This window comes from Microbacterium helvum (assembly GCF_014779795.1).
GTDB lineage: Bacteria > Actinomycetota > Actinomycetes > Actinomycetales > Microbacteriaceae > Microbacterium > Microbacterium helvum.
Window position 1 is genome coordinate 138,861 of the sequence record NZ_JACXZS010000009.1, and the last position, 24,486, is coordinate 163,346.

The 24,486-nt window shown below is 70.0% G+C and carries 21 protein-coding genes and 1 tRNA gene; 7 read left to right on the forward strand and 15 right to left on the reverse strand.

Annotated elements, in window-relative coordinates; translation table 11 throughout:
* Window positions 1–70: 70 nt before the first annotated feature.
* Window positions 71–658, reverse strand: coding sequence for an isochorismatase family protein (locus IF188_RS14255; RefSeq protein WP_191172465.1), 588 nt, complete (start codon window positions 656–658; stop codon window positions 71–73).
* Window positions 655–3,087, reverse strand: coding sequence for an MMPL family transporter (locus IF188_RS14260; protein ID WP_191172466.1), 2,433 nt, complete (start codon window positions 3,085–3,087; stop codon window positions 655–657). The genes IF188_RS14255 and IF188_RS14260 overlap by 4 nt, the downstream gene beginning before the upstream one ends.
* Window positions 3,088–3,178: 91 nt before the next feature.
* Here IF188_RS14260 and IF188_RS14265 point away from each other — a divergent pair, with 91 nt between their 5' ends.
* Entirely contained in the window at window positions 3,179–4,135 is a 957-nt protein-coding gene (locus IF188_RS14265) for an EamA family transporter (protein ID WP_191172467.1), read from the forward strand.
* A 7-nt stretch (window positions 4,136–4,142) separates the two neighbouring features.
* On the opposite strand, the gene IF188_RS14270 is transcribed toward IF188_RS14265, so the two are convergent.
* Entirely contained in the window at window positions 4,143–4,541 is a 399-nt protein-coding gene (locus IF188_RS14270; protein WP_191172468.1) for a hypothetical protein, read from the reverse strand.
* 60 nt (window positions 4,542–4,601) lie between these two features.
* Window positions 4,602–4,673 (reverse strand) — tRNA-Thr (locus IF188_RS14275).
* Window positions 4,674–4,931: 258 nt separating this feature from the next.
* Between IF188_RS14275 and IF188_RS14280 the strand changes: the two genes are divergently transcribed.
* The 3 genes from IF188_RS14280 (at window position 4,932) to IF188_RS14290 (ending at window position 7,670) form a co-directional block, all read left to right on the forward strand.
* Window positions 4,932–5,843, forward strand: a complete 912-nt coding sequence (locus tag IF188_RS14280) for a MetQ/NlpA family ABC transporter substrate-binding protein (protein ID WP_191172469.1) — start codon at window positions 4,932–4,934, stop codon at window positions 5,841–5,843.
* 77 nt (window positions 5,844–5,920) lie between these two features.
* Window positions 5,921–7,018, forward strand: coding sequence for a methionine ABC transporter ATP-binding protein (locus IF188_RS14285; protein ID WP_191172470.1), 1,098 nt, complete (start codon window positions 5,921–5,923; stop codon window positions 7,016–7,018).
* A complete protein-coding gene (locus tag IF188_RS14290; protein WP_191172471.1) occupies window positions 7,011–7,670 on the forward strand; it encodes a methionine ABC transporter permease in 660 nt (219 codons plus the stop codon). Before IF188_RS14285 ends, IF188_RS14290 begins: the two co-directional genes overlap by 8 nt.
* A gap of 66 nt (window positions 7,671–7,736) precedes the next feature.
* On the opposite strand, the gene IF188_RS14295 is transcribed toward IF188_RS14290, so the two are convergent.
* The 9 genes from IF188_RS14295 to IF188_RS14335 all read right to left on the reverse strand — a co-directional run bounded on the left by IF188_RS14295 (window position 7,737) and on the right by IF188_RS14335 (window position 17,384).
* Window positions 7,737–9,311 (reverse strand): alpha/beta hydrolase, encoded by a 1,575-nt coding sequence (locus IF188_RS14295; protein WP_191172472.1) that lies wholly within the window; start codon window positions 9,309–9,311, stop codon window positions 7,737–7,739.
* Window positions 9,308–10,492, reverse strand: coding sequence for a DNA polymerase III subunit delta' (locus tag IF188_RS14300; RefSeq protein WP_191172473.1), 1,185 nt, complete (start codon window positions 10,490–10,492; stop codon window positions 9,308–9,310). Before IF188_RS14300 ends, IF188_RS14295 begins: the two co-directional genes overlap by 4 nt.
* A gap of 298 nt (window positions 10,493–10,790) precedes the next feature.
* Window positions 10,791–11,435 carry a dTMP kinase gene (gene tmk / locus IF188_RS14305; RefSeq protein WP_191172474.1) on the reverse strand — a complete coding sequence of 215 codons (645 nt, stop codon included), beginning with the start codon at window positions 11,433–11,435 and terminating at the stop codon, window positions 10,791–10,793.
* Window positions 11,432–14,149 (reverse strand): type I DNA topoisomerase, encoded by a 2,718-nt coding sequence (gene topA, locus IF188_RS14310; protein WP_191172475.1) that lies wholly within the window; start codon window positions 14,147–14,149, stop codon window positions 11,432–11,434. Before topA ends, tmk begins: the two co-directional genes overlap by 4 nt.
* Before the next feature lie 68 nt (window positions 14,150–14,217).
* The gene (locus IF188_RS14315) at window positions 14,218–14,535 is read right to left on the reverse strand and encodes an Rv3654c family TadE-like protein (RefSeq protein ID WP_191172476.1); all 318 of its coding nucleotides are present in this window, start codon (window positions 14,533–14,535) and stop codon (window positions 14,218–14,220) included.
* Between the two features lie 46 nt (window positions 14,536–14,581).
* Entirely contained in the window at window positions 14,582–14,938 is a 357-nt protein-coding gene (locus IF188_RS14320; RefSeq protein WP_224751877.1) for a TadE family type IV pilus minor pilin, read from the reverse strand.
* On the reverse strand, window positions 14,938–15,177 hold the full coding sequence (locus IF188_RS14325; RefSeq protein WP_191172478.1) for a DUF4244 domain-containing protein: 240 nt from the start codon (window positions 15,175–15,177) through the stop codon (window positions 14,938–14,940). Before IF188_RS14325 ends, IF188_RS14320 begins: the two co-directional genes overlap by 1 nt.
* Window positions 15,178–15,219: 42 nt before the next feature.
* Entirely contained in the window at window positions 15,220–16,191 is a 972-nt protein-coding gene (locus tag IF188_RS14330) for a type II secretion system F family protein (protein ID WP_191172479.1), read from the reverse strand.
* Window positions 16,188–17,384 (reverse strand): TadA family conjugal transfer-associated ATPase, encoded by a 1,197-nt coding sequence (locus IF188_RS14335; protein WP_224751878.1) that lies wholly within the window; start codon window positions 17,382–17,384, stop codon window positions 16,188–16,190. The genes IF188_RS14330 and IF188_RS14335 overlap by 4 nt, the downstream gene beginning before the upstream one ends.
* A gap of 440 nt (window positions 17,385–17,824) precedes the next feature.
* On the opposite strand from IF188_RS14335, the gene acs reads away from it, so the two are divergent.
* Window positions 17,825–19,819, forward strand: a complete 1,995-nt coding sequence (gene acs / locus IF188_RS14340) for an acetate--CoA ligase (protein WP_191172480.1) — start codon at window positions 17,825–17,827, stop codon at window positions 19,817–19,819.
* Window positions 19,820–19,875: 56 nt separating this feature from the next.
* On the opposite strand, the gene IF188_RS14345 is transcribed toward acs, so the two are convergent.
* Window positions 19,876–20,343, reverse strand: coding sequence for a RidA family protein (locus IF188_RS14345; protein WP_191172481.1), 468 nt, complete (start codon window positions 20,341–20,343; stop codon window positions 19,876–19,878).
* A 2-nt stretch (window positions 20,344–20,345) separates the two neighbouring features.
* The gene (locus tag IF188_RS14350) at window positions 20,346–20,561 is read right to left on the reverse strand and encodes a DUF4177 domain-containing protein (protein ID WP_141893777.1); all 216 of its coding nucleotides are present in this window, start codon (window positions 20,559–20,561) and stop codon (window positions 20,346–20,348) included.
* Window positions 20,562–20,671: 110 nt separating this feature from the next.
* Between IF188_RS14350 and IF188_RS14355 the strand changes: the two genes are divergently transcribed.
* Both IF188_RS14355 and IF188_RS14360 read left to right on the forward strand, forming a co-directional pair.
* Entirely contained in the window at window positions 20,672–23,524 is a 2,853-nt protein-coding gene (locus IF188_RS14355; RefSeq protein ID WP_191172482.1) for a transglycosylase domain-containing protein, read from the forward strand.
* On the forward strand, window positions 23,524–24,468 hold the full coding sequence (locus tag IF188_RS14360) for a metallophosphoesterase (protein ID WP_191172483.1): 945 nt from the start codon (window positions 23,524–23,526) through the stop codon (window positions 24,466–24,468). Before IF188_RS14355 ends, IF188_RS14360 begins: the two co-directional genes overlap by 1 nt.
* Window positions 24,469–24,486 lie beyond the last annotated feature (18 nt).

Here is a 24,486-nt window from a genome sequence, read left to right on the forward strand (position 1 = left end):
ACGCAGAGCCGCAGGTTCGGGTTCGCCGCCGCCGTGCCGGCAGGCGAGTCGGGGTCCCGCCATGTGAGCGTCAGTCGCCGGGTGCCGCCTCAGCGAGTTCTGCACCGGCATGGGCCAGCTCGGCCAGGGCGGCCTCGCTGGACGCCGTCGCGACCCCGGCCACGAGGTCGGTGAGGACCCGCACATGGCGGCCGTGCTCGATCGCATCCAGCGCAGAGGCCCGGACGCAGTAGTCGGTGGCGATGCCCACGACGTCGACGTCGACCACGCCGTGTGCGTCCAGCAGCTGCGAGACCGTCTCGCCGTCGTCGGTCGTGCCCTCGTACAGCGAGTACGCGGGCTTCCCCTGCCCCTTCTTGACGTGGTGGGTGACCGCCGCCGTGTCGAGTCCGGGGTCGTATTCGGCGCCCTCGGTGCCGGCGACGCAGTGGACCGGCCACGTGTCGACGAAGTCCGGCTCGCCGGAGGCGAAATGACCGCCGTTGTCGTTGTCGCCGTCGTGCCAGTCGCGCGAGGCGATGACGACGGCGTAGTCCTCGGCGTGGGTCACCAGGAACTGCGAGATCCCCCGCGCGACGGCATCACCGCCCTCGACGCCCAGGGCGCCGCCCTCAGTGAAGTCGTTCTGCACGTCGACGATGAACAGTGCCTTGCTCATGGCTCGAGCGTACGCCGGTACTCGTCCCGCGTGAGCGGATGACCGTCCTCGGCGATCAGCTCGGCATGCGCGTCGGCTCCGCTGCGCGCGTCGCCTGAGGAGGGAAGGGATGCCGCACCGCCGGCTGGACCCACGCGCCCCGAGGCTCCGCTCGACGCGCCAGCGGCGAGTGGAGGGGGCGTGGGGACCGCCTTCCACAGCTTCGACGGCCACCAGATCGCGCGCCCGATGTCGTACGACAGCGCCGGCACCAGCAGCGACCGCACGACGAAGGTGTCGAGCAGCACACCGAACGCCACGATGAACGCGATCTGGGCGAGGAAGAGGATCGGGATCACGCCGAGCGCCGCGAACGTCGCCGCGAGCACCAGGCCGGCCGAGGTGATCACTCCGCCGGTGGCCACGAGGCCGCGCAGGATGCCCGGCCTCGTGCCGTGGACGAGGGACTCCTCACGCACGCGCGACATCAGGAAGATGTTGTAGTCCACGCCGAGTGCGACGAGGAACACGAACCCGTACAGCGGCACGGCAGGGTCCGCCCCCGCGAACTGGAACACGCCGTCGAATACGAGCGCGCTGACTCCGAGGGCGGTCGCGAACGACAGGATCACCGTCGCGATGAGCAGCACGGGGGCCAGGATGGAGCGCAGCAGCAGCATCAGGATCAGGAGGATCACCGCGAGGATCACCGGGATGATGAGGGTGCGGTCGCGCGTCGAAGTGTCGTTGGTGTCGATGTCGGTCGCCGTCTCACCCCCCACCAGCGCCGTGCCGGCCCCCAGTTCGCCGTCGAGGTCGGTGCGCAGCTCACGCACGGTGTCTTCAGCGGCCACCGAGTCTGCGGCATCCGTCAGGGTTCCGATGACGAGCACATCGCCGTCCGAGACCGTCGGCTCCGGCGCCGGGGTGCCGGGAGGGCCGACCGCGCTGAACACGGGTTCGCCGCCGTCGAGCTCCACAGCCGCCTGCCCCGTCGGCGAGTCGGCCGATGCGACCGCGACGGACTCGATGCCGTCGGAGGCGTCGAGCACGCCCACGGTCGCGGCCAGGTCCTCCTCCGGCACGATCACATAGACCGGAGACCCCGAGCCGGCCGGGAAGTGCTCTGCGAGCACCTCCTGTCCGTCACGCGCCTCGGATGCGCCGAGCACCAGCTCGCTCGTCGGAACACCGTCGGCCTTCAGCTGGGTGATCCCCAGCGCGCCCGCCAGCAGCACGACCGTGCACACGATCCACACGGTGCGCGCGTGGCGGGCGATGAAGCGTGCCTGCCGAGGCCACAGACCTGCAGCAGGCTTCGCGCGGCCTGAAGCAGGCTCCGCGCTGCCTGAAGCAGGCTCCGCGCGGCCGTCGACCGGCTGCGTCAGATCGGCGGGGATGGCCGCGGCGGCGGGCTTCGGGGGGAACGGCCAGAACGCGGCGCGGCCGCACAGGGCGAGCAGCGCGGGAAGGAACGTCAACGCCGACAGCACCGAGAACGCGATGCCGATCGACGCGATCGGTCCGAGCGCACGGTTGGTGGCGAGGTCCGACAGCAGCAGGCACAGAAGGCCCGCGATGACCGTTCCGCCCGAGGCGATGATCGGCTCGAAGGCGCCTCGCCACGCGGTGAGGGTGGCATCCCATCTGCGTGCACCGGTGGCGATCGCCTCTCGGAAGCGCGCGACGTAGAGCAGCGCGTAATCGGTCGCGGCTCCGATCACCAGGATGAACAGGATGCCCTGAACCTGCCCGTTCAACACGAAGATCCCGGCGTACGCGAGCCACCACACGGTGAGCAGCGCCGCGCACAGCGCGAACACCGAGGTTGCCAGAACGAGGATCGGCAGCAGCGGCGACCGGTAGACGATCACCAGGATGATGAACACCGCGATCAGGGCGACCGCGAGCAGCAGCCCGTCGATGCCGAGGAAGCCCTCGACGAGGTCCGTGGTGAAGCCCGCGGGTCCGGTGACCCATGCGGTGAGGCCGTCGGGAAGGTCTTCGGCGGCCATCGTCCTGATCTCGGTCACGGTGTCGCCGACCTCGCCCGAGGCATCGATCGGCACGAAGATCTGCACGGCCTGGCCGTCCTCGGAGGGGATCGGCGGCGAGACGTCGCCGGCGATCGCGTCGAGGCCCGCCACGTCGTCGGCGAACGCCTGCACGTCCGCGATGTCGTCGTCGGAGAGCTCGCCGTCGCCGGTCACGACGACGACGGCCGGGATGCTCTCCTCCCCCAGGAAGTCCGCCAGGCGCTCGTTCACCTGGGTCGCGTCAGCGCTCTCCGGCAGGAACGTCGATCGGTCGTTCGACGAGACCTCGTCGACCTTGCCGAAGTAGGGGCCGCCGATCGACCCCGCAGCCAGCCATACCAAGACCAGCAGGACCGGGATTCCGATCCTCAGCCATCTGGTGGGCACTCGTCTGGCGTGATGCGGCTGCGTCATGTAGCTAGCTTATCTAGCAATTGACCTCAGCGAAACTTCTGCCGCACCGGATGGATACCTGCCGCTTCGATGGTTCGCTAGGCTCCCCCCGATGCTTTCCGCCGCCCTCGCCGTGCTCGGCGCGCTCGTCTACGGCGCGGCCGACTTCCTCGGCGGGCTGGCCGCCGGGCGCCTGCGCTCGATCGTCGTGACGGCTGTCGCCGCGGCGTCCGGGCTCGTCGCCCTGGGACTGGTGCACCCGCTGATCGGCGGGGCATGGCGCACCGCGGACCTCGCATGGGGCGTTCTGGGCGGGTTGGTCAGCGTCGTCGCGATCGCGCTGCTGTACGGATGCCTCGCCATCGGGCCGATGAGCATCCTCTCGCCCCTGACGGCGGTCGTGTCGGCTGTCGCACCCATGCTGTGGGGACTGCTCGTGAAGGGCGACGCGCTGGCGCCGATCGGATACGCCGGACTTGCGCTCGCCCTGATCGCCGTCGTGCTCGTCGGGTTCATCCCGGGCGAGAAGATCGTGCGGCCGAGCACGCGAGGACTCGCGATGGCCGTCGGCGCAGGGCTGTCGATCGGCGCGTTCCTCATCATCATCGACCAGACCTCGGGCGACAGCGGCCTGGCGCCGCTCATCGCCAGCCGCGCGACGAGCACCGTCGTGACCGCGGTCGTGGTCGGCGCGCTCGCGGTTGCCGCGATGCGCCGCGGCGCCGCCGCCCGGTCGGTGCTGGCGGTTTCGGGACCACCCCTCGGAGCGACGCCGAGCGGCCGCGCGGATCTCGAGCACACGGCCAGCGGCAGCGCGCCGGTCGTGTCGTCGCTCGCACGCGCCTGGTGGCTCGCGGTCGCCTGCGGAGTGGCGGATGCCGCCGCCAATGCGCTCATGCTGCTCGCGCTGCGTGGGGGCGACCTGGCCGTCGTCTCGGCGCTCACCGCGCTCTACCCGGCCGGAACGATCCTGCTCGCCGCTCTCGTCCTGCACGAACGGGTCGCGGTGGTGCAGTGGATCGGGCTGGGGCTCGCGCTCTCGGCGGGAGGATTGCTCGCGATCGCGTGAGCCGTGCTCAGCCGCGCACGAAGAGCAGCACCAGCGACGCCGCGAGCGCGATGACACCGAGTGCGAGCAGACCCGCGGCGAGCAGGGTCACGGCTCGGACCGCGGGCGAGCCGGGGGTGAGCCGCATCCGGTCGTGCAGGCCGGGGCGCACGTAGATCTCGACCGTCTCCGACGTCCCCACCCGATGCTCCTGCTCATGGGTGAGATACGCGGCGCCCACTCCGCCGGCGTGGTCGTCGAACCAGCGCACGAGGCGCCCGTGCGGCCCGTCGTCGACGACAGCCTGCGTGCGCACCCACGTGCCGTCGGCCAGACGCATGATCAGTGCGACGATCGCCAGCAGCAGGCCGAGCCCGAACCCGATCCACGAGAAGATCTCAGCGATGGCGTCGATCGCGTCGGGCACCGAGCCTCCCCTTCTGGGATACGGAAAACGGCCGCAGATCTGCGGCCGTCTTCACATCGGAGCCACCTGTCAGGATTGAACTGACGGCCTTCCCATTACGAGTGGGATGCTCTACCACTGAGCTAAGGTGGCGCGCTTCGCTTGCGCGTTGCACAAGCATCGATCTTACAGGGTTTGCGGAGTGCTCGCGAACCACGGCGGGTCGCAGCATCCATTTCCTCGACAACGGCCACGCGCGACCCGCGGGTGTCGACGTGTTACGGCTCGGTTCGGGGAATCCGGTCCGTCCTCGTACGGTCGAATCGGCCCGCGACGAAGCGTGCGCGGTCCGGTGGATCGCGTGCGCGGTCACAAGCCCCGACGGGCCTCGATCCACAGGAGCACCCACACATGTCCACGCCCAAGAAGCTCATCGCCGCCGCAGCGCTCGCGCTGCCCCTCGTCATCGCCCTCGCCGGCTGCGCCGGCAGCGGGACCGATTCCGCAGCCGGAACGTCCGACAGCGCCGCCGAGCAGAAGACCGTCCGCATCGGCGTCGTCAACTCGGGCGACCCGTACTGGGAGACCTTCACCGAGGCGGCCGCCGACGAGGGCATCGACGTCGAGCTGGTGAACTTCACCGAGTACACGCAGCCCAACCCGGCACTGTCGGCCGGCGAGCTCGACCTCAACCAGTTCCAGCACGTCATCTACCTGGCGACCTACAACGTCAACAGCGACGACGACCTGCAGCCCATCGGCTCGACGGCGATCTACCCGCTCGGCCTGTACTCGTCGCAGTACGACTCGGTGAAGGACATCCCCGAGGGTGCGACGGTCGCCGTGCCGAACGACGAGTCGAACCAGGCGCGCGGCCTGCTGGTGCTGCAGTCGGCCGGGCTCATCGAGCTGGAGGACGGCGGCTCGCCCTTCTCGACGGTCGCCGACGTGCTGCCGGACTCGAAGGTCAAGGTGGAGGCGCTGGATGCCTCGTTCACGGCGACCTCGCTGCCCGATGTCGCCGCCGCCATCGTCAACAACGACTTCCTCGAGGACGCGGACCTGACAGCGGACGACGCGATCGCGCAGGACGACCCGTCCGACCCTGCGGCCATCCCGTACATCAACATCTTCGCTGCCAAGGCCGAGGACGCCGACAACCCGACGTACCTGAAGCTCGTCGAGATCTACCAGAACACGCAGGCCGTGCTCGACGGAGTCGTCGAGGCGTCCGGTGGGACGGCCGTGCTCGTGAAGACGCCCGTCGACGACCTCGTCGCGTCGCTCACCGACGTCGAGGACGACATCCGCGCCAACTCGTAACACCAGTCCCACCGCCGCGTGCGGCTCGGTCGCCTTCAGCGAGCGGGCCGCACACGCGCGTTTCCGCAGGAGCACGCATGACTCTCATCCGCCTCAGCGGCGTGACCAAGACCTTCCCGCCGTCCTCGAAGGACGGCTCCCCCGTCGTCGCCGTCGACGACGTCTCGCTGACCGTCGCCGCCGGCGAGGTGTGCGGCATCATCGGATACTCGGGCGCCGGCAAGAGCACCGTGCTGCGCCTCGTGAACGTGCTGGAGACGCCGACCTCGGGCGCCGTCGAGATCGACGGCCGCGACATCACCCGCCTGCGCGAGCGTGACCTGCGCGCGCTGCGCGGCGACATCGGCATGATCTTCCAGCAGTTCAACCTGTTCGACTCGCGCACGGTCGCGAAGAACGTCGCGTACCCGCTGGAGGTCGCCCGACGACCGCGCGCCGAGATCACCGCGCGCGTCGACGAACTGCTGCGATTCGTCGGACTCGCCGACAAGGCCGGAAGCTACCCCGAGCAGCTGTCGGGCGGGCAGAAGCAGCGCGTCGGCATCGCACGCGCGCTCGCCACGAGCCCCCGCATCCTGCTCGCCGACGAAGCGACCAGCGCCCTCGACCCCGACACCACGCAGGAGGTCCTCGCCCTGCTGAAGCGCGTCAACGAGGAGCTCGGCATCACGATCCTCGTCATCACCCACGAGATGGACGTCATCCGCACTCTCGCCGACCGGGTCGTCGTCATGGAGGATGGGCGGATCATCGAGAGCGGCGACGTGTTCGATGTGCTCTCGTCGCCCCAGCACGCGGCGACGCAGCGGTTCGTCGCGAGCATCATCGAGGACGTCCCCTCCGGCCCGCAGCTGGATACGCTGCGCGACCGTCATCCGGGCCGCATCGTGACGCTGCAGATCGGCGACGACGGACGGGTCGGTAACGGCGGACGGGTCGGCGACACGGTAACCGCCGCGCCGGGTGCCGGCACCGCCACGCAGGCCGACGTGTTCGCGGCGCTCGCGGAGCGTGGCGTGCGGTTCGAGCTCGTGCACGGCGGCATCAACGACATCCGCGGCCGGGTCTTCGGCCATCTGACGCTGGCACTGACCGGCGAGGCGGAAGCCGTCCAGCAGGCGATCGACGCGGTCTCGGCCTTCGCACCGCTCATCGAGGAGGACGCTCGTGGATAGGCTGATCGACCTGCTCCCCGACCTGTGGGAGGCGACCGCCGAGACGCTGTACGTCGTGTCGCTCAGCCTCGTGTTCGGCGGCATCGCGGGGCTCTTCGTCGGACTCGCGCTGTACGCCACGCGTCCAGGGAGCCTCTTCCCGAACCGGTTCCTGTTCGGCACGCTCAACGTCGTCGTGAACTTCTTCCGGCCGATCCCGTTCGTGATCCTGATGGCGGCGGTGCAGCCCCTCGCCCGCGCGGTCGGCATCCCCGGAATCGGCCCCGAGTTCGGGATCTTCGCGATCACGATCGCCTCGCTCTTCGCGATCAGCCGCATCGTCGAGCAGAACCTGCTCACCGTCCGGCCAGGCGTGATCGAGGCCGCGCGCGCCACCGGCGCGAGCCGGTCCCGCATCCTGCTGCGCCTGCTGCCGCGCGAGGCGCTGGGCCCGCTCATCCTCGGCTACACGTTCATCGTGGTCGCACTGGTCGACATGACGGCCATCGCCGGCGCGGTCGCCGCCGGCGGCCTGGGCGAGTTCGCCATCGTCTACGGGTTCAAGCAGTTCAACCCGTGGGTCACCTGGGCCGCGGTGCTGGTGATCATCGTGATCGTGCAGGTCGTGCAGTTCCTCGGGAACGCGCTCGCCCGGCGCGTGCTGCGACGCTGACGCCATGCGGCCGTGACGGGACGGGGTGGATGCTGTCGCAGCATCCACCCCGTCCCTACAATGCGGTCACTCGCAGCGCGAGCCGTCCTCGGGGGGCGTTCCGTCCAGCAGGTACGTGTTCACGGCGTCGTCGACGCACGAGTTGCCCTTGTTGTAGCCGGTGTGGCCTTCGCCGACGCGTGTGACGAGGACGCCCGACGACAGCTGCTCGGCCAGCGACACCGCCCACTGGTACGGGGTCGCGGGGTCGTTCGTGGTGCCGATCACGACGATCGGGGCCGCGCCGTCGGCGGTGATCCTCTCGCGGACACCCGTGGCGGGGTACGGCCACACCTCGCATGAGTCGGGCCCGTCCCAGTACGGCGCGATGGTCGGGGCCTCGGCCGCGAGCAGCGCGTCGGCGTCGGCCTGCTGCTGATCGGTGGCGTCGACGGGATAGTCCATGCAGTTGTATGCGCGGAAGGCCTCGGTCTGGTTGTCGAGGTACTGGCCGTCCTGACGGTTGTAGTAGAAGTCCACCAGCTGGAAGGCCACGCCGGCCTTGCCCTCCAGCACATCGCTCAGCGCCTGGGTCAGGTACGGCCAGCTGTCCTGCGAGTACAGCGCGGAGACGATCGCGGTCATGAGCGAGTCCGCACCGAGCTCACGACCGTCGGAGTTGCGGATCGGGTCGGCGTCCACGGTCGCCAGCAGCGTGCCGAGGTCGGCCATCGCGTCGTCGACGCTGCCGCGGAACGGGCAGTCCTTGTCAGTGAGGCAGTCCGCCATGTAGGCGCGCAGCGCGGACTCGAAACCGATCGCCTGCGTCACGCCGACGTCGATGCCCGGGATCGACGGGTCTATGGCGCCGTCCAGCACGAGGCGGCCGACCTTGTCGGGGAAGAGCTTGGCGTACGTCGCGCCGAGGAACGTGCCGTAGGAGTACCCCAGGTAGTACAGCTCGGTGTCACCCAGCACGGCGCGCATCAGATCCATGTCGCGAGCGGCGTTGTCTGTCGTGATGTACGGCAGGATCCCGTCGCTGTTCGCGTCGCACGCCTGACCGAACGCCTTGTGGTTCGCCAGCAGCTCGTCGGTCCAGGCCTGGGTGCCGCGCTCGTTCTGCGGGATGTCGAACAGGTAGGCGTCCATGTCGGCCGCGTCGTAGCAGGTCACGGCGGTCGACTCGCCGACGCCGCGGGGGTCGAAGCCGATCACGTCGAACTTGTCGCGCACGCTCTGCCCGACGGCAAAGCTCACGGAGTCGCGGATGAGCGAGATGCCGCTCGCGCCGGGCCCACCGGGGTTGGTCAGCAGCGAGCCGATCGGCTCGCCGCCGCCCTCGGCACGATGACGGATCATCGCGAGGTCGATGTCGCCCTTCGACGGATCGGACCAGTCCAGCGGGGCGGTGATCGTGGCGCAGTCGAACGTGCCGTTGCAGGTGGACCAGTCGATCGTCTGCTCGTAGTACGGCAGCAACGCGGGCTCGACCCCCTCTGAATCGGGCGACTTGCTCGTCGTCGGCCGCGGCTTGGTGTCGGGGATCATCGAGTAGAGGCACCCGCTGAGGACGAGGGATGCCGCGACCAGCGCTGCCAGCACCGCTCCGGTGCGGGCGAGCAGGCGTGGGCGGGCGCTGCGGTTGCGGGTCGGGTTCACGGGGTCCTTCCGCTCGCGACGGTCACGAGCAGGCTCTCGAGGGCGAGGGCCGGGGCGGCGTTGAGTTCGAGGTTCTCTCGCGTGACAGCGATGCGATCGACGACCGTGAGCGTACGGTCGGGGGTCCATGCCGCCGCGAGCGCCCGCAGATCGGCTTCGAGCTCGCGGTTGATGAGCGCGCCGCCTGACGCGTCGTCGCGACCGAACTGCAGCATCAGCACGTCGCGGTACATCGACTCCAGGTCGGTGAGCACACGATCGATGCCGTCGCGCAGGCTGCGCGTGGCGCGGCGCTTCTGCTCGTCCTCCAGGGCAGACAGCTGCGAGCGCACGGCGGGCGGGACGGGCGCACCCTCGGCGATCCCGACGGTCCGCAGCAGCGTCGAGCGCTCGGCCTCGTCGCGCTCCGCGGTGAGAGCCTTCGCATCGTCGGTGGCGGCGGCCACGATCGCGCCGGCGACCTCGACGGCGTCGCCCACGCCCCGCACGCCGAGCACGCCTCGCAGGGTCGCATCCCGACGAGCCCGCGCGTCGGCGTCGGTCGCGAGGCGCTGTGCCATACCGATGTGCCGCTGCGCATGGCGGGCGGACTGCTCGGCGATCGCCGGATCGACGTCGCTGCGGCGCACGATGAGCTCGGCCACATCGGCGACGTCGGGCTCTCGCAGGCGCAGCGTGCGCACGCGCGAGCGGATGGTCGGCAGCAGGTCGGCGTCGCTCGGTGCGCAGAGCACCCACACCGTCCGCTCCGGCGGCTCTTCGAGCGCCTTGAGCAGCACGTTCGACGTGCGCTCCGCCATGCGGTCCGCGTCCTCCATGACGATGACGCGGTAGCGCCCGAGCGACGGGGCGAAGTAGGAGCGCTCGACCAGCGCACGGGCATCCTTGATCGAGATGATCACGCCCTCGGTGCGCAGCGCGGTCAGGTCGGGGTGGGTGCCGGCGAGCACCTGGTGCATGGTGCGCTCGTCACCCGGCTCGGCGATCAGCGCGGCCGCGAACGCGTGGGCCAGCGTCGACCGCCCGGATCCCGGCGGCCCGGTGATCAGCCACGCATGCGTCATCGCGGCGGGATCGGACGCCGCCTCGCGCAGCGCCGCGACGGCGCCGTCCTGCCCCCACACGTCGCCCCAGGGCACCTCGGCCGAGGCGGCGGGAGTGGTCGAGGTCGAGGCATCCATCCCGCTCAGCCTAACCGCCGCCCCCGACACGTCCCTGCCGACCATGCCCTCGCGTTGCCGACCATGCCCTCGCGCTGCCGACCATGCCCTCGCGCTGCCGACCATGCCCGCTTCAGCACGACCGTGCCCGGCGCGGCACCGGGCGTGGTCGACGAAAGACGGGCATGGTCGACGAAAGACGGGCATGGTCGACGAAAGGCGGGCATGGTCGACGAAAGACGGGCATGGTCGGCGACGCAAGGGGGAGGTCGGCGACGCAAGGCGGGTGTGGATGCCGGTGGCCGAGGGATGCCGGCCGTCAGGCCAGCAGAGCCTCGACCCGCTCGCGCACCGCGCCGGCGAGCTCGTCCGCGGGACGCGCGGCATCGAGCACCAGGAACCGCTCGGGCTCGGCGGCCGCGAGCGCGAGGAACTCCTCGCGCACGCGGGCGTGGAAGTTCTCCTTCTCGGCCTCGAGGCGGTCGAAGGGCTTGTCGTCGGCGTCCAGGCGGGCACGCGCGGCGGCCGGGTCGAGGTCGAGCAGCACGGTGAGGTCGGGCAGCAGACCATCTGCCGCCCACAGCGACAGTTCGCGCACCTCGTCGCGTCCCAGCACCCGGCCCGCGCCCTGGTACGCGACGGAGGAGTCGAGGTACCGGTCCTGGATCACGACCTCGCCCCGGGCGAGCGCCGGGCGCACGAGGGTCTCGATGTGGTGCGCGCGATCGGCGGCATACAGCAGCGCCTCGGCCCGCGGCGAGACCTCGCCACGGTGGTGCAGCACGATGTCGCGGATGAGCACGCCCACCTCCGTGCCGCCGGGCTCGCGCGTGCGCACGACGGTGCGCCCGGCATCCTTCAACCACTCCTCCAGGAGGGCGGACTGGGTCGTCTTGCCGACGCCGTCGCCGCCCTCGAGGGTGATGAACAGCCCGTCGACACGCTCAGTGGCCGGGGCGCTCACTTCTTCGCCGCGGGCTTGCGCGTCGTGGTGCGACGCGCGGCCGGCCGCTTGGCGGGTCCCTTGGCGCGCTTGTCGGCGAGCAGCTGCACCGCGCGCTCGAAGGTGACCTCCATCGCGTCCTCGCCGCGGGGGATCGTCGCGTTCGTCTCGCCGTCCGTGACGTACGGGCCGAAGCGACCGTCCTTCAGCTTGATCGGCTTGCCGCTGGTCGGGTCGGCCTCGAACTCCTTGAGCGCGGAGCTCGCGCCGCGAGCACCGTATTTCGGCTGCGCGTACACGGCGAGCGCCTCTTCGAGCGTGATGTCGAAGATCTGCTGCTCGCTCTGCAGCGTGCGCGAGTCGGTGCCCTTCTTGAGGTACGGCCCGTAGCGGCCGTTCTGAGCCGTGATCGGGGTCTCGGTCTCGGGATCGATGCCGACGGTGCGGGGCAGGTCGAGGAGCTTCAGAGCGGTGTCGAGATCGATCGTGTCGACCGACATCGACTTGAAGAGCGACGCGGTGCGGGGCTTCGGGGCGGCCTCTTTCTTGGCGCCACGCTTCTTGGGGGCAGGCTCGGGCTCGACGGCCACGACCTCGCCGGTCGCCTCGTCGACCTCTTCGGCGGCGGGCGGGTCCGTCTCCTGCACGTAGGGGCCGAAGCGGCCGTCCTTCACGACGACGAGCTTGCCGTTGGCGGGGTTCTCGCCCAGGACGCGGTCGCCCGCGACCGGCGCGTCGATGAGCTCCTGCGCCTTGGCGGGCGTGAGCTCGTCGGGCGCGAGGTCTTCGGGGATGTTCACCCGGCGCGGCTCGGCCTCGGGGTCGGCCTTGTCGGCGACCTCCAGGTAGGGGCCGTACTTGCCGAACCGCAGCGTCGCCACGTCGCCGATCGGCGTCGAGTTCAGGGCGCGGGCGTCGATCTCGCCGAGGTTGTCGACGATGTTGCGCAGACCGACGTGGTCGGCCCCGCCGAAGTAGAACTCCTGCAGCCAGTCCTGGCGCTTCTGCTCGCCGCGGGCGATGGCGTCGAGGTCGTCCTCGAGCGCCGCCGTGAAGTCGTAATCCACCAGGTCGGCGAAGTGCTGCTCGAGCAGACGCACGACGCTGAACGCCAGCCAGCTCGGGATGAGCGCCTGGCCGCGCTTGGTGACGTAGCCGCGGTTGAGGATCACGTCGATGATGCTCGCGAACGTCGACGGCCGCCCGATGCCCTTCTCTTCGAGGGCCTTGACCAGCGAAGCCTCGGTGTAGCGCGGCTTCGGGCTCGTCGCGTGGCCCTTGGGCTCGACCTCGCGAAGCCGCAGCACATCGCCCACGGCCATCGCCGGCAGCGACTGGTCGTCGGACTTGTCGGCGTCGCCGCGCTTCTCGTCGCGTCCTTCTTCGTACGCCTCGAGGAAGCCCTTGAACGTGTACACGGTTCCGGACGCGGTGAACTCCGCGCGGCGCCCGCCGGCGGTGACCTCGAGGGTCACGGTGGTCGTCTCGTACTTCGCGTCGGCCATCTGGCTGGCCATGGTGCGCTTCCAGATGAGGTCGTACAGGCGCAGCTCGTCGCGGTCGAGCTCGTTCGACACCATCGACGGCGTGCGGAAGGTCTCGCCCGACGGGCGGATCGCCTCGTGCGCCTCCTGCGCGTTCTTGCTGTTGTTGCGGTAGGTGCGCGGGTTCAGCGGCACGGACTGCGCGCCGTACAGCGTGACGGCCTGTTCACGCGCGGCCTGGACGGCCTGCGTCGACAGCGCCGTCGAGTCGGTGCGCATATAAGTGATGAACCCCTTCTCGTAGAGGCGCTGCGCGACGCCCATGGCGTGCTTGGCGCTCATCGAGAGCTTGCGACCCGCCTCCTGCTGGAGCGTCGAGGTCGTGAACGGGGGCTTGGGGCTGCGAGTGCCCGGCTTGGACTCGAGAGCGGTGACGGATGCCTCGGCCGCTGCCTCGATGGCGGCCGCGAGCTCGCGCACCTGGGCCTCGTCGAGGACCAGCACCGCCTTCTTCAGCTCGCCGCGGTCGTCGAAGTCGGTGCCGCGGGCGAGGACCGCGCCGTCGACGCGGGCCAGGCGCGTGGAGAAGGACTCGTCCAGCCCCTGCGGACGGTTCGGCGCGGCGAGCGCCTCGATGTCCCAGTAGGACGCCGACACGAATGCCATGCGCTCGCGCTCGCGGTCGACCACCAGGCGGGTGGCGGCGGACTGCACGCGACCGGCGGAGGTGCCCTGCTGCACTTTGTACCAGAGCACCGGGCTCACGTCCCACCCGTACAGGCGGTCGAGGATGCGGCGCGTCTCCTGCGCGTCGACGAGCGCGAGATCGAGCTCGCGCGTGTTGCCGACGGCGGCTTGGATCGCGTCCTTGGTGATCTCGTGGAACACCATGCGCTTGACCGGCACCTTGGGCTTCAGCGTCTGCAGCAGGTGCCACGCGATGGCCTCGCCCTCGCGGTCTTCATCGGTGGCGAGCAGGAGCTCGTCCGCCCCCTTCAGCGCTCGCTTGAGTTCGGCGACGGTCTTCTTGCCGCGCTCGCTCTCGACGTAATAGGGATCGAAGCCGTTGTCGATGTCGATCGAGTACTTCCCGTAGGCCTGCTTCTTGTCTGCGGGAATGCTCTTCTTGTCTGCGAGGTCACGGATGTGGCCGACCGAGCTGAGCACCTCGTAGCCGTCGCCGAGATACCCCTGGATCGACTTCATCTTCGTCGGTGACTCGACGATGACGAGCTTCTTGCCTTCTGCCAACGGGGGCGTCCTTTCTTCGACGCAAACCATACACGCCAGTTATCCATGAGCGGACTGTGAGCCGCGGATCACGGCGGCGGACCGGCCCGCGCAGTGGCCTGCGCGACGACGGGCCCGAACCGGACGGCTACGGTGACCGTGGCGATCAGACCGTCGAGGTCGCACGCGTCGACGCGCGCACCGAAAGTGCCCGCGACCTCGGCCGCAAGATCGCACGGGACGCCGGCGACCGCGCCCGACGCTGCGTCGGCGGCGGCGAGCGCGCCGGCGTCCGCTGCGGACGCCAGACGCTGCCCGACGACAGATGCGGATCCCGTGGCGGCGAGTCCCACGGCGAGGATCGCCGCACCCGCCACCACCCCCGCCGCCGCGACCGAGCCGGCCATCAGCCGACGCCCTCGGCCGCTGCGGCAGCGGCGCGCACGCGCACCTTCACAGCCCGCCCGCCAGCGCGCAGCCGGTCGCGTTCACCCGCAGGCCGAGCAGCGCCGGCGCCGACGCGGTGACGCACACGAGATCCCCTCGGGATGAGATGTCGACGGATGCCTCCGCCACCGCCGCCGTCACGGCCCCGGTCACCCGCGACGTCTGCTCACCCCGCGCGCTCAGGCGTGCGGCATCCGCCACGGCGTCCTGAAGCCGCACCTGACGCGACGCGCCTGCGAGCGCCCCTACGCCGACGGCCAGCACCACGGCGATCGCCGGCAGGGCGATCGCGAACTCGGCGACGACGGAGCCTTGATCGTCATCGGACCCCCGGCGCCGGTCGCCGCCGAGTCGCGCGCGCATCATGCGACGGTGAGGGCTCGGCGCACGAGATCGGTCAGGATGCCGCGCACCTCGTCGGATCGCATGATCACGACGAGCAGGCCTGCGAAGGCCACGGCAGCCATCGTCGCGATCGCGTACTCCGCGGTCGCGGCGCCCGTATCGTCAGCCAGCGCACCGTCCGCGGCGCGCGGCCGGAACAGCCGCTCCGCGCGGCGGCGGGTCAGGCGGGGAAGGGTCGGGGCGTGTCGAGAAGACATCGGTACTCCGTTCGGTCGATTCGTTGGGTGTGGGCACGGGCTTCAGAGCGACAGCGACATGGTCGACATGACGCTCAGCAGCATGGGGGCGACGCCGAGCAGCAGGAACGCGGGCAGCGTGCATACGCCGAGCGGCACGAGCAGGCGTGACGAGAGCTTCGCCGCGCGCAGCCGGCCGTCGACGCGGGCTCGATGACGCGCGTGGTCCGCGGAGGCCCGCAGCAGCTCGACGGCGGGAACGCCCGCGGAACGCGAGAGCGAGAGCACCGACGCGACATCGTCCGGCGATCCGGCCGTCACGGTCGGCCCAGCGGTCGGCGCGAGCGCGAGTGTGGGCGCCGCGGGTCTGCGCAGGGCGTCGGCGTCCGCCACGACGGCGAGCGCGCGCTCGATCGAGACGCCGCCGCTCAACGCGATCGCCACGAGCTCGGCATGGAATCCGGGCACACCCGCGCCGTCGTCTGCGGACCGGACGAGTCGTGCCGTCCAGCGCTGTGCGACGACGATGAGGGCGCCGCCTGCTGCGAGGCATGCGATGCCCGGCGGCGAGCCGAAGAGAGTGCCGAACGTGTCGAAGCCGAGCGCCGCGCCGAGCGCGACGGCGAGCAGCGGCAGCCATCCCATCAGTCGCGCCGTGCCGGCCGGCTCGGCGAGCGCGACCCGCACGTCGTCGGCCGCCTCCTGCGCGTCGGTGAGCGCGGTGGCGAGGCCTCGAAGGCACGCGGCGAGCGGTGCACCGACCGTCGAGGCGACCTGGTAGGCGACCGCGACCTCGCGCCAGGCGTCGGTGCCGATCGCCGCGATGGCGGCTGGGAGCGGCGTCTCGTGCGCGGTCGCGGCGACGACGCGCGCCGCGGCGGGGTCGCCCACGCCGGCCAGGTGCTCCCATGCGCGCGCCGGGGCCACACCGGCCTGCAGCAGCACGGCCAGCTGCAGCACGGTGGCAGAGGCCGCGTCCGTCTCGGCCTCGCCACGTCCCGGTCTGCGGCGAACGCTCCGCCAGAAGGGGATCATGCGCCGCTCCCGCTGATCGCGTCCATCGCCAGCCGCCCCGCGGCGTCGACGACCGGGCGCCCCATGGCCGCGATGCGGCGGACGCCGTCCGCCCCGCGTTCGACGTGCACCACGAGGTCGATCGCGCTGGCGACCTGCCGGGCCAGCGCCCGGTCGTCGAGGCCGGCGAGCGCTCCGAGCGCCTCCAGCCTCGCGGGGACGTCGGGAAGGCTGTTCGCGTGCACCGTGCCGGCGCCGCCGTCGTGCCCGGTGTTCAGCGCCGACAGCAGTTCGCGCACCTCGTCGCCACGGCACTCGCCGACGACGAGGCGATCGGGGCGCATGCGCAGCGCTTCGCGCACCAGTCGCGCGAGGCCGATGCCGCCCGCGCCTTCGAGGTTCGGCTGCCGCGCTTCGAGTCGCACGTGATGGGGGTGCGCGATCCGCAGCTCGGCCACGTCCTCGATCGTGACGACGCGCTCGTGATCAGGCGCCTGGCCCAGCATCGCCGAGAGCAGGGTCGTCTTTCCCGCCCCCGCGGCACCGGACACCAGCAGGTTCGCGCGACGCTCGATCGCCTCGTCCAGCCGCCGCCGCGTCGCGGCGTCGAACATGCCGTTGCGCCCGAGCTCGTCGAGGGTCGGGTCTGAGAGGCGCGGGACGCGAATCGAGATCGTGGTGCCGCCGGGAGCGATCGGGGGCAGCACGGCGTGCACACGGATGCCGCCCTCCAGTCTCACGTCCACACAGGGGGACGCGTCGTCGATGTGGCGACCGCCGTGGCCGATGAGCGAGACGGCGAGACCGCGCACCTCGTCCTCGGTCGCCCGCCACTCCCGCGCGGGCACCACTCCCGCACCGCGGTCGACGAACAGCCCCGCCGCACCGTTGACGAACAGATCGGTGACGGTCGGGTCGTCGAGGTAGGCCGCGAACGGAGCGAGCGAAGGATGCCGCTCCCCCGCGTCGACCGACGGCACCTCGCGTCCGCGCCCCGAGCCCGACGAGTCCACGACGGCCGGTCTCGCCGCGCACGGAACCCAGGCGGCAGCAGCCGAATCGGATGCCGACGCGGCCGCGGCCGGCAGGTCGATCGCCGCGCGTGGGTCAGCAGATGCTCCAGGGAGCGCCGGGCGCCCGGCATCCCTCCGCTCCCCGACGGCGCGCACGACCGCCGCGCCCGGTCGGGGTGAGACGGTGAAGGGCGTGGCCATGGCACCGACGCTAGGAGCCGCGCGGCGGCGCCGGCCCCCGATACGGCACATCGGTGGATGGCCGGCCGGACGCGGCCGCTGGGGAGGAAGAGGCGCACAGCCGCGGATCCCCGCCGGCCCCAGCGAAACCGCTCCCAGACGAATGAAGGCGGCATCCCATGGGGGGAATGGGATGCCGCCGTGCGCGGACCCGAATTCGGGGGGTGACGTCGGGTGCCGCAATGCCAGAATCGAATGTTCGGCCAACGGTCAGCATAGGCGAGGTAAGGGTCCGAACAAAACGAAAAGGAGAGGATTCTCACTGATATATCGGTCGTGTCGTGTGTCGGCGGCGCCACCTACTATCGGGGGTAGTCGTCACGGGGCGCCCTGAGTACATTTCCTGGCAGACTCGCCGACATCCCTCGGCCTCCCTCAAGCCCGCAAAGGAGCGCGCTCCCATGAGCGAACAGAACCCGATCACGCACGCCGGCAGCAGCCAGATCGACCACCTGCTCACCGAGGATCGGCGCTTCGCGCCCTCGTCCGAGTTCGCTGCGAACGCCGTGGCCACCGCCGAGCTCTACGACCACGCCAAGGCCGACCGCGAGGGCTTCTGGGCCGACCAGGCGCGCGAGCTGCACTGGCACAAGCCGTTCACCGAGGTGCTCGACTGGTCGAACCCCCCGTTCGCGAAGTGGTTCGCGGACGGCGAGCTCAACGTCGCGTACAACTGCCTCGACCGCCACGTCGAGGCGGGCAACGGCGACCGCGTCGCACTGCTGTGGGAGGGCGAGCCCGGTGACGAGCGACGCGTCACCTACGCCGAGCTCACCGACGAGGTCAAGCGCCTCGCGAACGTGCTCGAGGGCCTCGGCATCGGTCAGGGCGACCGCGTCGCGATCTACCTGCCGATGATCCCCGAGGCGGTCGCCTCGATGCTCGCGGTCGCACGCATCGGCGCCATCCACTCGGTCGTCTTCGGCGGCTTCTCGGCCGACAGCCTGCGCGCGCGCATCGACGACGCGGGAGCGAAGCTCGTCATCACCGCCGACGGCGGCTACCGCAAGGGCAAGGTGTCGGCCCTCAAGCCCGCTGTCGACCTCGCGCTCGGCGACCGCGGCACGGGCCCGCAAGAGACGGTGGAGCACGTGCTCGTCGTCAAGCGCGGCGACAACGAGGTCGAGTGGACCGAAGGCCGCGACCTGTGGTGGCACGAGGTCGTCTCCGCCGCGTCAGGCGAACACGAGGCGCAGGCGTTCCCGGCGGAGAACCCGCTGTTCATCCTCTACACGTCCGGCACGACCGGAAAGCCCAAGGGCATCCTGCACACCTCAGGCGGTTACCTCGCGCAGGCCGCCTTCACCAACAAGGTCGTGCACGACATCCACCCTGAGACGGACGTGTACTGGTGCACGGCCGACATCGGCTGGGTGACCGGTCACACCTACGTCACGTACGGCCCGCTCGCCAACGGGGCGACGCAGGTGCTGTACGAGGGCACGCCCGACGCTCCGCACCCCGGCCGCTGGTGGGAGATCGTGCAGAAGTACGGCGTGACGGTGCTCTACACCGCGCCGACAGCGATCCGCTCGTTCATGAAGCTCGGCCGTGCCATCCCGAAGCAGTTCGACCTGTCGTCGCTGCGCCTGCTCGGCTCGGTGGGCGAGCCCATCAACCCCGAGGCGTGGATGTGGTACCGCAAGATCATCGGCGGCAAGACCGCGCCGATCGTCGACACGTGGTGGCAGACCGAGACCGGCGCGATCATGGTGTCGGCGCTGCCCGGCGTCACCGAGACCAAGCCGGGGTCGGCGCAGGTGCCGCTGCCCGGCATCTCGATCGACGTCGTCGACGAGGACGGCGCTCACGTCGGCAACGGCAACGGCGGCCTGCTCGTGATCACCGAGCCCTGGCCGTCGATGCTGCGCGGCATCTGGGGCGACCCGGAGCGCTTCGTCGAGACCTACTGGGAGAAGTTCCAGAAGCAGGGCTTCTACTTCGCCGGCGACGGCGCGCGCCTCGACGACGACGGCGATGTGTGGCTGCTGGGCCGCGTCGACGACGTGATGAACGTGTCGGGTCACCGCCTGTCGACGACCGAGATCGAATCGGCGCTCGTCGGCAACGAGGCGGTCGCCGAGGCCGCGGTCGTCGGCGCCTCCGACGAGACCACGGGCCAGGCGGTCGTCGCGTTCGTCATCATCAAGCAGTCGTATCTGGACGAGAACCCGGTTGAAGGACTCGGCCAGACGCTGCGGCAGTGGGTGGGCGAGCAGATCGGCCCGATCGCGCGTCCCCGCGACGTGTACATCGTCGGCGAGCTGCCCAAGACCCGCTCGGGCAAGATCATGCGGCGGCTGCTCCGCGATGTCGCCGAGGGCCGCGAGGTCGGCGACACCACGACGCTCGCCGACACCGCTGTGATGTCGGTGATCTCGGCACAGGTCAAGTAAGGACGAGAAGAGGGGATGCCGCAGCCTCGGGCCGCGGCATCCCCTCTGTCATTCGGTCACGCGAACGAGAAGACGACCTCGACCTCGACGGGCGCATCGAGCGGCAGGACGGGGACGCCCACGGCCGAGCGCGCGTGGCGGCCGGAGTCGCCGAAGATCTCGCCGAGCACCTCGCTCGCGCCGTTGATCACTCCGGGCTGTCCTGTGAACTCGGGCACCGAGGCCACGAAGCCGGTCACCTTGAGCACGCCCGTGAGGCGGTCGACGCCGCCGACGGCCGCGGCGGCCGCGGCGATCGCGTTGAGCGCGCTCTGACGCGCGCATGCCTTGGCGTCCTCAGCGGGAACGAGTCCGTGCCCGTCGCCCACCTTGCCGGTCGCCGGCAGCGCGCCGGCCACCATCGGCAGCTGCCCGGCGGTGTAGACGAGGTCGCCGTGCGCCTTCGCGGGGACGTAGGCGGCCACCGGCGGGACGACGGAGGGAAGCTCGATGCCGAGCTCGGCGAGACGTTCGCTGACGGCCATGGTCACTCCCCCTCGAACTGACGGGCGGCCTGGGCTGCGGCATCCAGTCCGGCGTTCTGCTGGCCGCCGCCCGACGGGCGCTTGAAGTACGCGACCAGCCCGCCCTCGGGGCCGGGCACGATCTGCACGAGCTCCCAGCCCTGCTTGCCCCAGTTGTTGAGGATCGCGGCGGTGTTGTGGATCAGAAGGGGCGTGGTGAGGTACTCCCACGTCGTCATCGCGACTCCTCGAGTGTGCGGAAAGTGACGGCTGATGAAGGCTGAGAAACACCTTTGTCGGCTGAGAGTCCTTGATGGATCGCCCAGGTATCTCCCTTACGATCAAGCCTATGCCTGATACCAAACGCACGGCCACCGGCGTGCTCGGCGGACTCGCCGGACTCGTCGGCCTCAGTGCCGCAGCCGGTGTCCTCATCGCCGCGACCGTCACCCCCGCGGTCGCGATCACGAGCACCGCGGCAGAGCGCGCGATCACGATGTTCGACAACCTTCCGAGCGTCCTCGACATCGATCAGCTCATGCTCCCCAGCAACTTCTACTACACCGATCCGAACACCGGCCAGCCGGCGCTCATGACCAAGTTCCTCGAGCAGGACCGCACCCAGGTCGAGTTCGATCAGATCGCTCCCGTCATGTACGACGCGCTGCTGTCGAGCGAGGACCCCCGCTACTACCAGCACGGCGGCATCGACCTCATCGGCACCGCGCGCGCCCTCCTCTCGAACGCCAAGGGCGGCGCCGAGACACAGGGTGCCTCGTCGATCAGCCAGCAGTATGTCAAGAACGTGCTGATCCAGAAGTGCGAGCGGGACGCGAAAGAGGAATACGAGGTCGACAAGGACGGCAACGTCGTCCTCGACGAGAAAAAGAACCCTGTGGTCGCGGTGACCCGCGAGAAGGCGCTGCAGGATTGCTGGACCGACGCCACGACCGCCGACGGCCCCGAGGGCTATACGCGCAAGCTGCAGGAGATGCGGTACGCGATCTCGCTCGAGCAGAAGTACTCGAAGAACGACATCCTGCTCGGCTACATGAACATCGCCAACTGGGGCGGTGTCACGTATGGCATCGAGTCGGCGGCGCGCCAGTACTTCGGCACCACCGCGGCGAACCTGACCGTCGCACAGGCCGCCACACTCGCCGGCATGGTGCAGAACCCCAACAACTTCCGCATCGACAAGCCGCTCGGCTCCATCTGGAGTCAGGACGGCACCACGAGCTTCAACAAGGCGCCGGACGGCGTGATCGACGAGGGCGCCAACCTCGTCGCCCTCGACAACCTCGTGAAGTCCGGCGAGATCACCGAGGAGCAGAAGTTCGCCGCAGCCGACGGCTACACCTCCACGAAGGTGCGGCAGCTGTACGTTCTCAGCCGCATGCTCGATGACGGCAAGATCACCCGCGAGCAGTACGTCGAGGCCGCGGTCTGGCCGATCACTCCGAACGTGGTCCCCGCGCAGACGGGATGCTTCAACGCCAAGGGCATGGAGTACTTCTGTCAGTACGTGAAGGACGTCATCTTGAACGATCCCGCGTTCGGTGAGAAGCCCGAGGACCGGCGGCAGCTGCTGGACCGTGGCGGCCTGAACGTCTACACAACCCTGGACCCGCGCATTCAGGCGTCCGCGCAGGAGGCGATGGCAGCGAACGCGCCGGCCACCATCCCGATGAAGCAGGGCCGTACGCTACCCGATCAACCGGGTGTCTTCGGGGCGACCACCACGAGCCTCGAAACCACGACCGGTCGCATTCTCGCAATGTCACAGAACACCCAGTTCAGCGAGGACCAAGCATTCGCCAGCACCCCGGGCTATTCCTCACTCGTGTACGCGGGCGACCACAACTACGGCACATCGGACGGCTTCAGCGTCGGATCGACCTTCAAGCTGTTCACCCTCGTCGACTGGCTCGAGAAGGGGCACTCCGTCAACGAGACGCTCAACGGCACGCTGCATGTCTTCAAACGAATCAAGAACAGCTGCAACGACGACTATGACGGGCAACCCCACGACTGGGTCAACGTGTCCAACGATCTGATCAACAACTTCGCCAAGGCTCCGGGCTACATCGGCACACCGATGCGATTCACGAGAGACTCGCTCAACACCGGCTACTTCGCGATGGCCGAGAAGCTCGATCTGTGCGACATCAAGAACGTCGCGACCCGGATGGGCGTTACCCTTGCGAAGACCGGCAAGCCCGTCAAGATGGACAGCCTCAACTCGATCATCGGCACGAACGCAGTGTCGCCCCTTGCAGTCGCCGCCGCGTACGGAACGGTCGCGAACAATGGCGTCTACTGCCAGCCACAGGCAATCGATCGCGTGACCGATTCCAAAGGCAGCGAACTGCCCAAGCCGGAGCGTACCTGCTCACCGGTCATTGCGCCCAACGTCGCGGCTACTGCGGCCTATGCGCTCCAGGGCGTGATGAACGGTGGTACCGGTGCCCGAGGCAACCCGAACGACGGCACGCAGCTGATCGGCAAGACCGGGACTCACGAGGAGCTCCAGACCTGGCTGATCGAGTCCAGCACCCAGGTCGCGACTGCCACGTGGGCTGGCAATGTTCAAGGCGGCGGCGATGTGTTCAAGACATACAACGGTCGCCAGGCCTTGTCTGACATCCGGTACAGCATTGCCAGGGCTGTGCAAGGAACTGCGAACGAGACTCATCCTGCCGGGCCATTTGCAGCTCCTGACACCGAGCTCACCAAGGTGCAGATGATCGATCTTCCGAACGTGCTCGGCATGTCGATGCAGGAGGCTCAGACGAAGCTCGAAGACGCCGGCTTCACGGTCCAGGTTGGCCCGGAGACGGCCTCGAACCAGCCTGCGGGCACCGTCGGTGCGCAGAGCCCCGAGGCGGGCAAGGTCGCGGGCGGCACCACCGTCACGATCAGCCCGAGCAACGGCAAGGGGCTGTCCGTACCCGACGTGTCGGGTCGCTCGCTCGACGACGCCAAGCGGGCGCTGCGCGCGGCCGGCTTCGGCAACGTCAATGACGGCCAGTGCACGCCCACCAAGGACGGGTCGAACGAGCCTCGTGCCACCGACACGAATCCGGCCGCGAACTCCGTCGTGGACCGCAACGCCCCCATCAGCGTCAACTACACCTCCTCGAACTGCGGTGGCAGTGGAGGCGGCGGCGGGCGCGGGAACAACGGCAACGGTGACGACTAGTGCCGGCAGCATCCACTCGCACCGCCCTCACCGTGCTCGGCACGGTGGGGGCGGTCGGCGCAGGCGCCGCGATCTGGGGCATCGGCATCGAGCGCTACCTGTTCACCGTCCGCTTCCATGAGGTGCCGGTGCTGCCGGACGGCGCAGCGCCGATCCGCGTGCTGCATCTGTCGGACGCGCACATGGCGCCATGGCAGCACCGCAAGCAGCGGTGGATCGCGGCTCTCGCCGAGCTGCAGCCCGACCTGATCGTCAACACCGGCGACAACATGGGCCACGACGACGGGCTGCGCGGCCTTCGCGCCGCGTACGACCCGTTGCGCGGCATCCCGGGATTCTTCGTCCACGGGTCGAACGACCACGCGTCGCCGTCCCCGCGCAACCCGTTCAAGTACTTCCTCGGACCGTCGAAGGCCGAGCCGACGTGGGAGCCGCTGGACACGCAGGCTCTCGACCGCTACCTCACCGATGAGCTGGGCTGGCTCGACCTCAACAACCGAACCGGTTCGGTGGATGCCGGCGGCCTGCGCGTCGGAGCGTTCGGCGTGAGCGACGCACACCGCGGCTGGGACCGGCTGGAGGTGCTCCCCGAGCAGGTCGAGGCGCTGCGCGCCGGAGCGCCGGACCTGACGATCGGCGTGACGCACGCACCGTACCGTCGCGTCCTGGACGACTTCGTCGACCTCGGCGCGGATGTGGTCTTCGCGGGGCACACGCACGGCGGCCAGGTGCGCGTGCCGGGCTTCGGAGCGCTCGTCGCCAACTGCGACATCCCGCTGAAGCAGGCGCGAGGCCTCAGTGAGTGGACTCACCTCGGGCGCACCGTCCCGCTGAACGTGAGCGCGGGGCTCGGGCACTCGATCTACGCCCCGGTGCGCTTCGCGTGCCGCCCGGAGGCGTCTCTTCTCACGCTGATTCCCCGGCGTGGTCAACAGCACCCCTGACGATCGGTTAGACTCGGA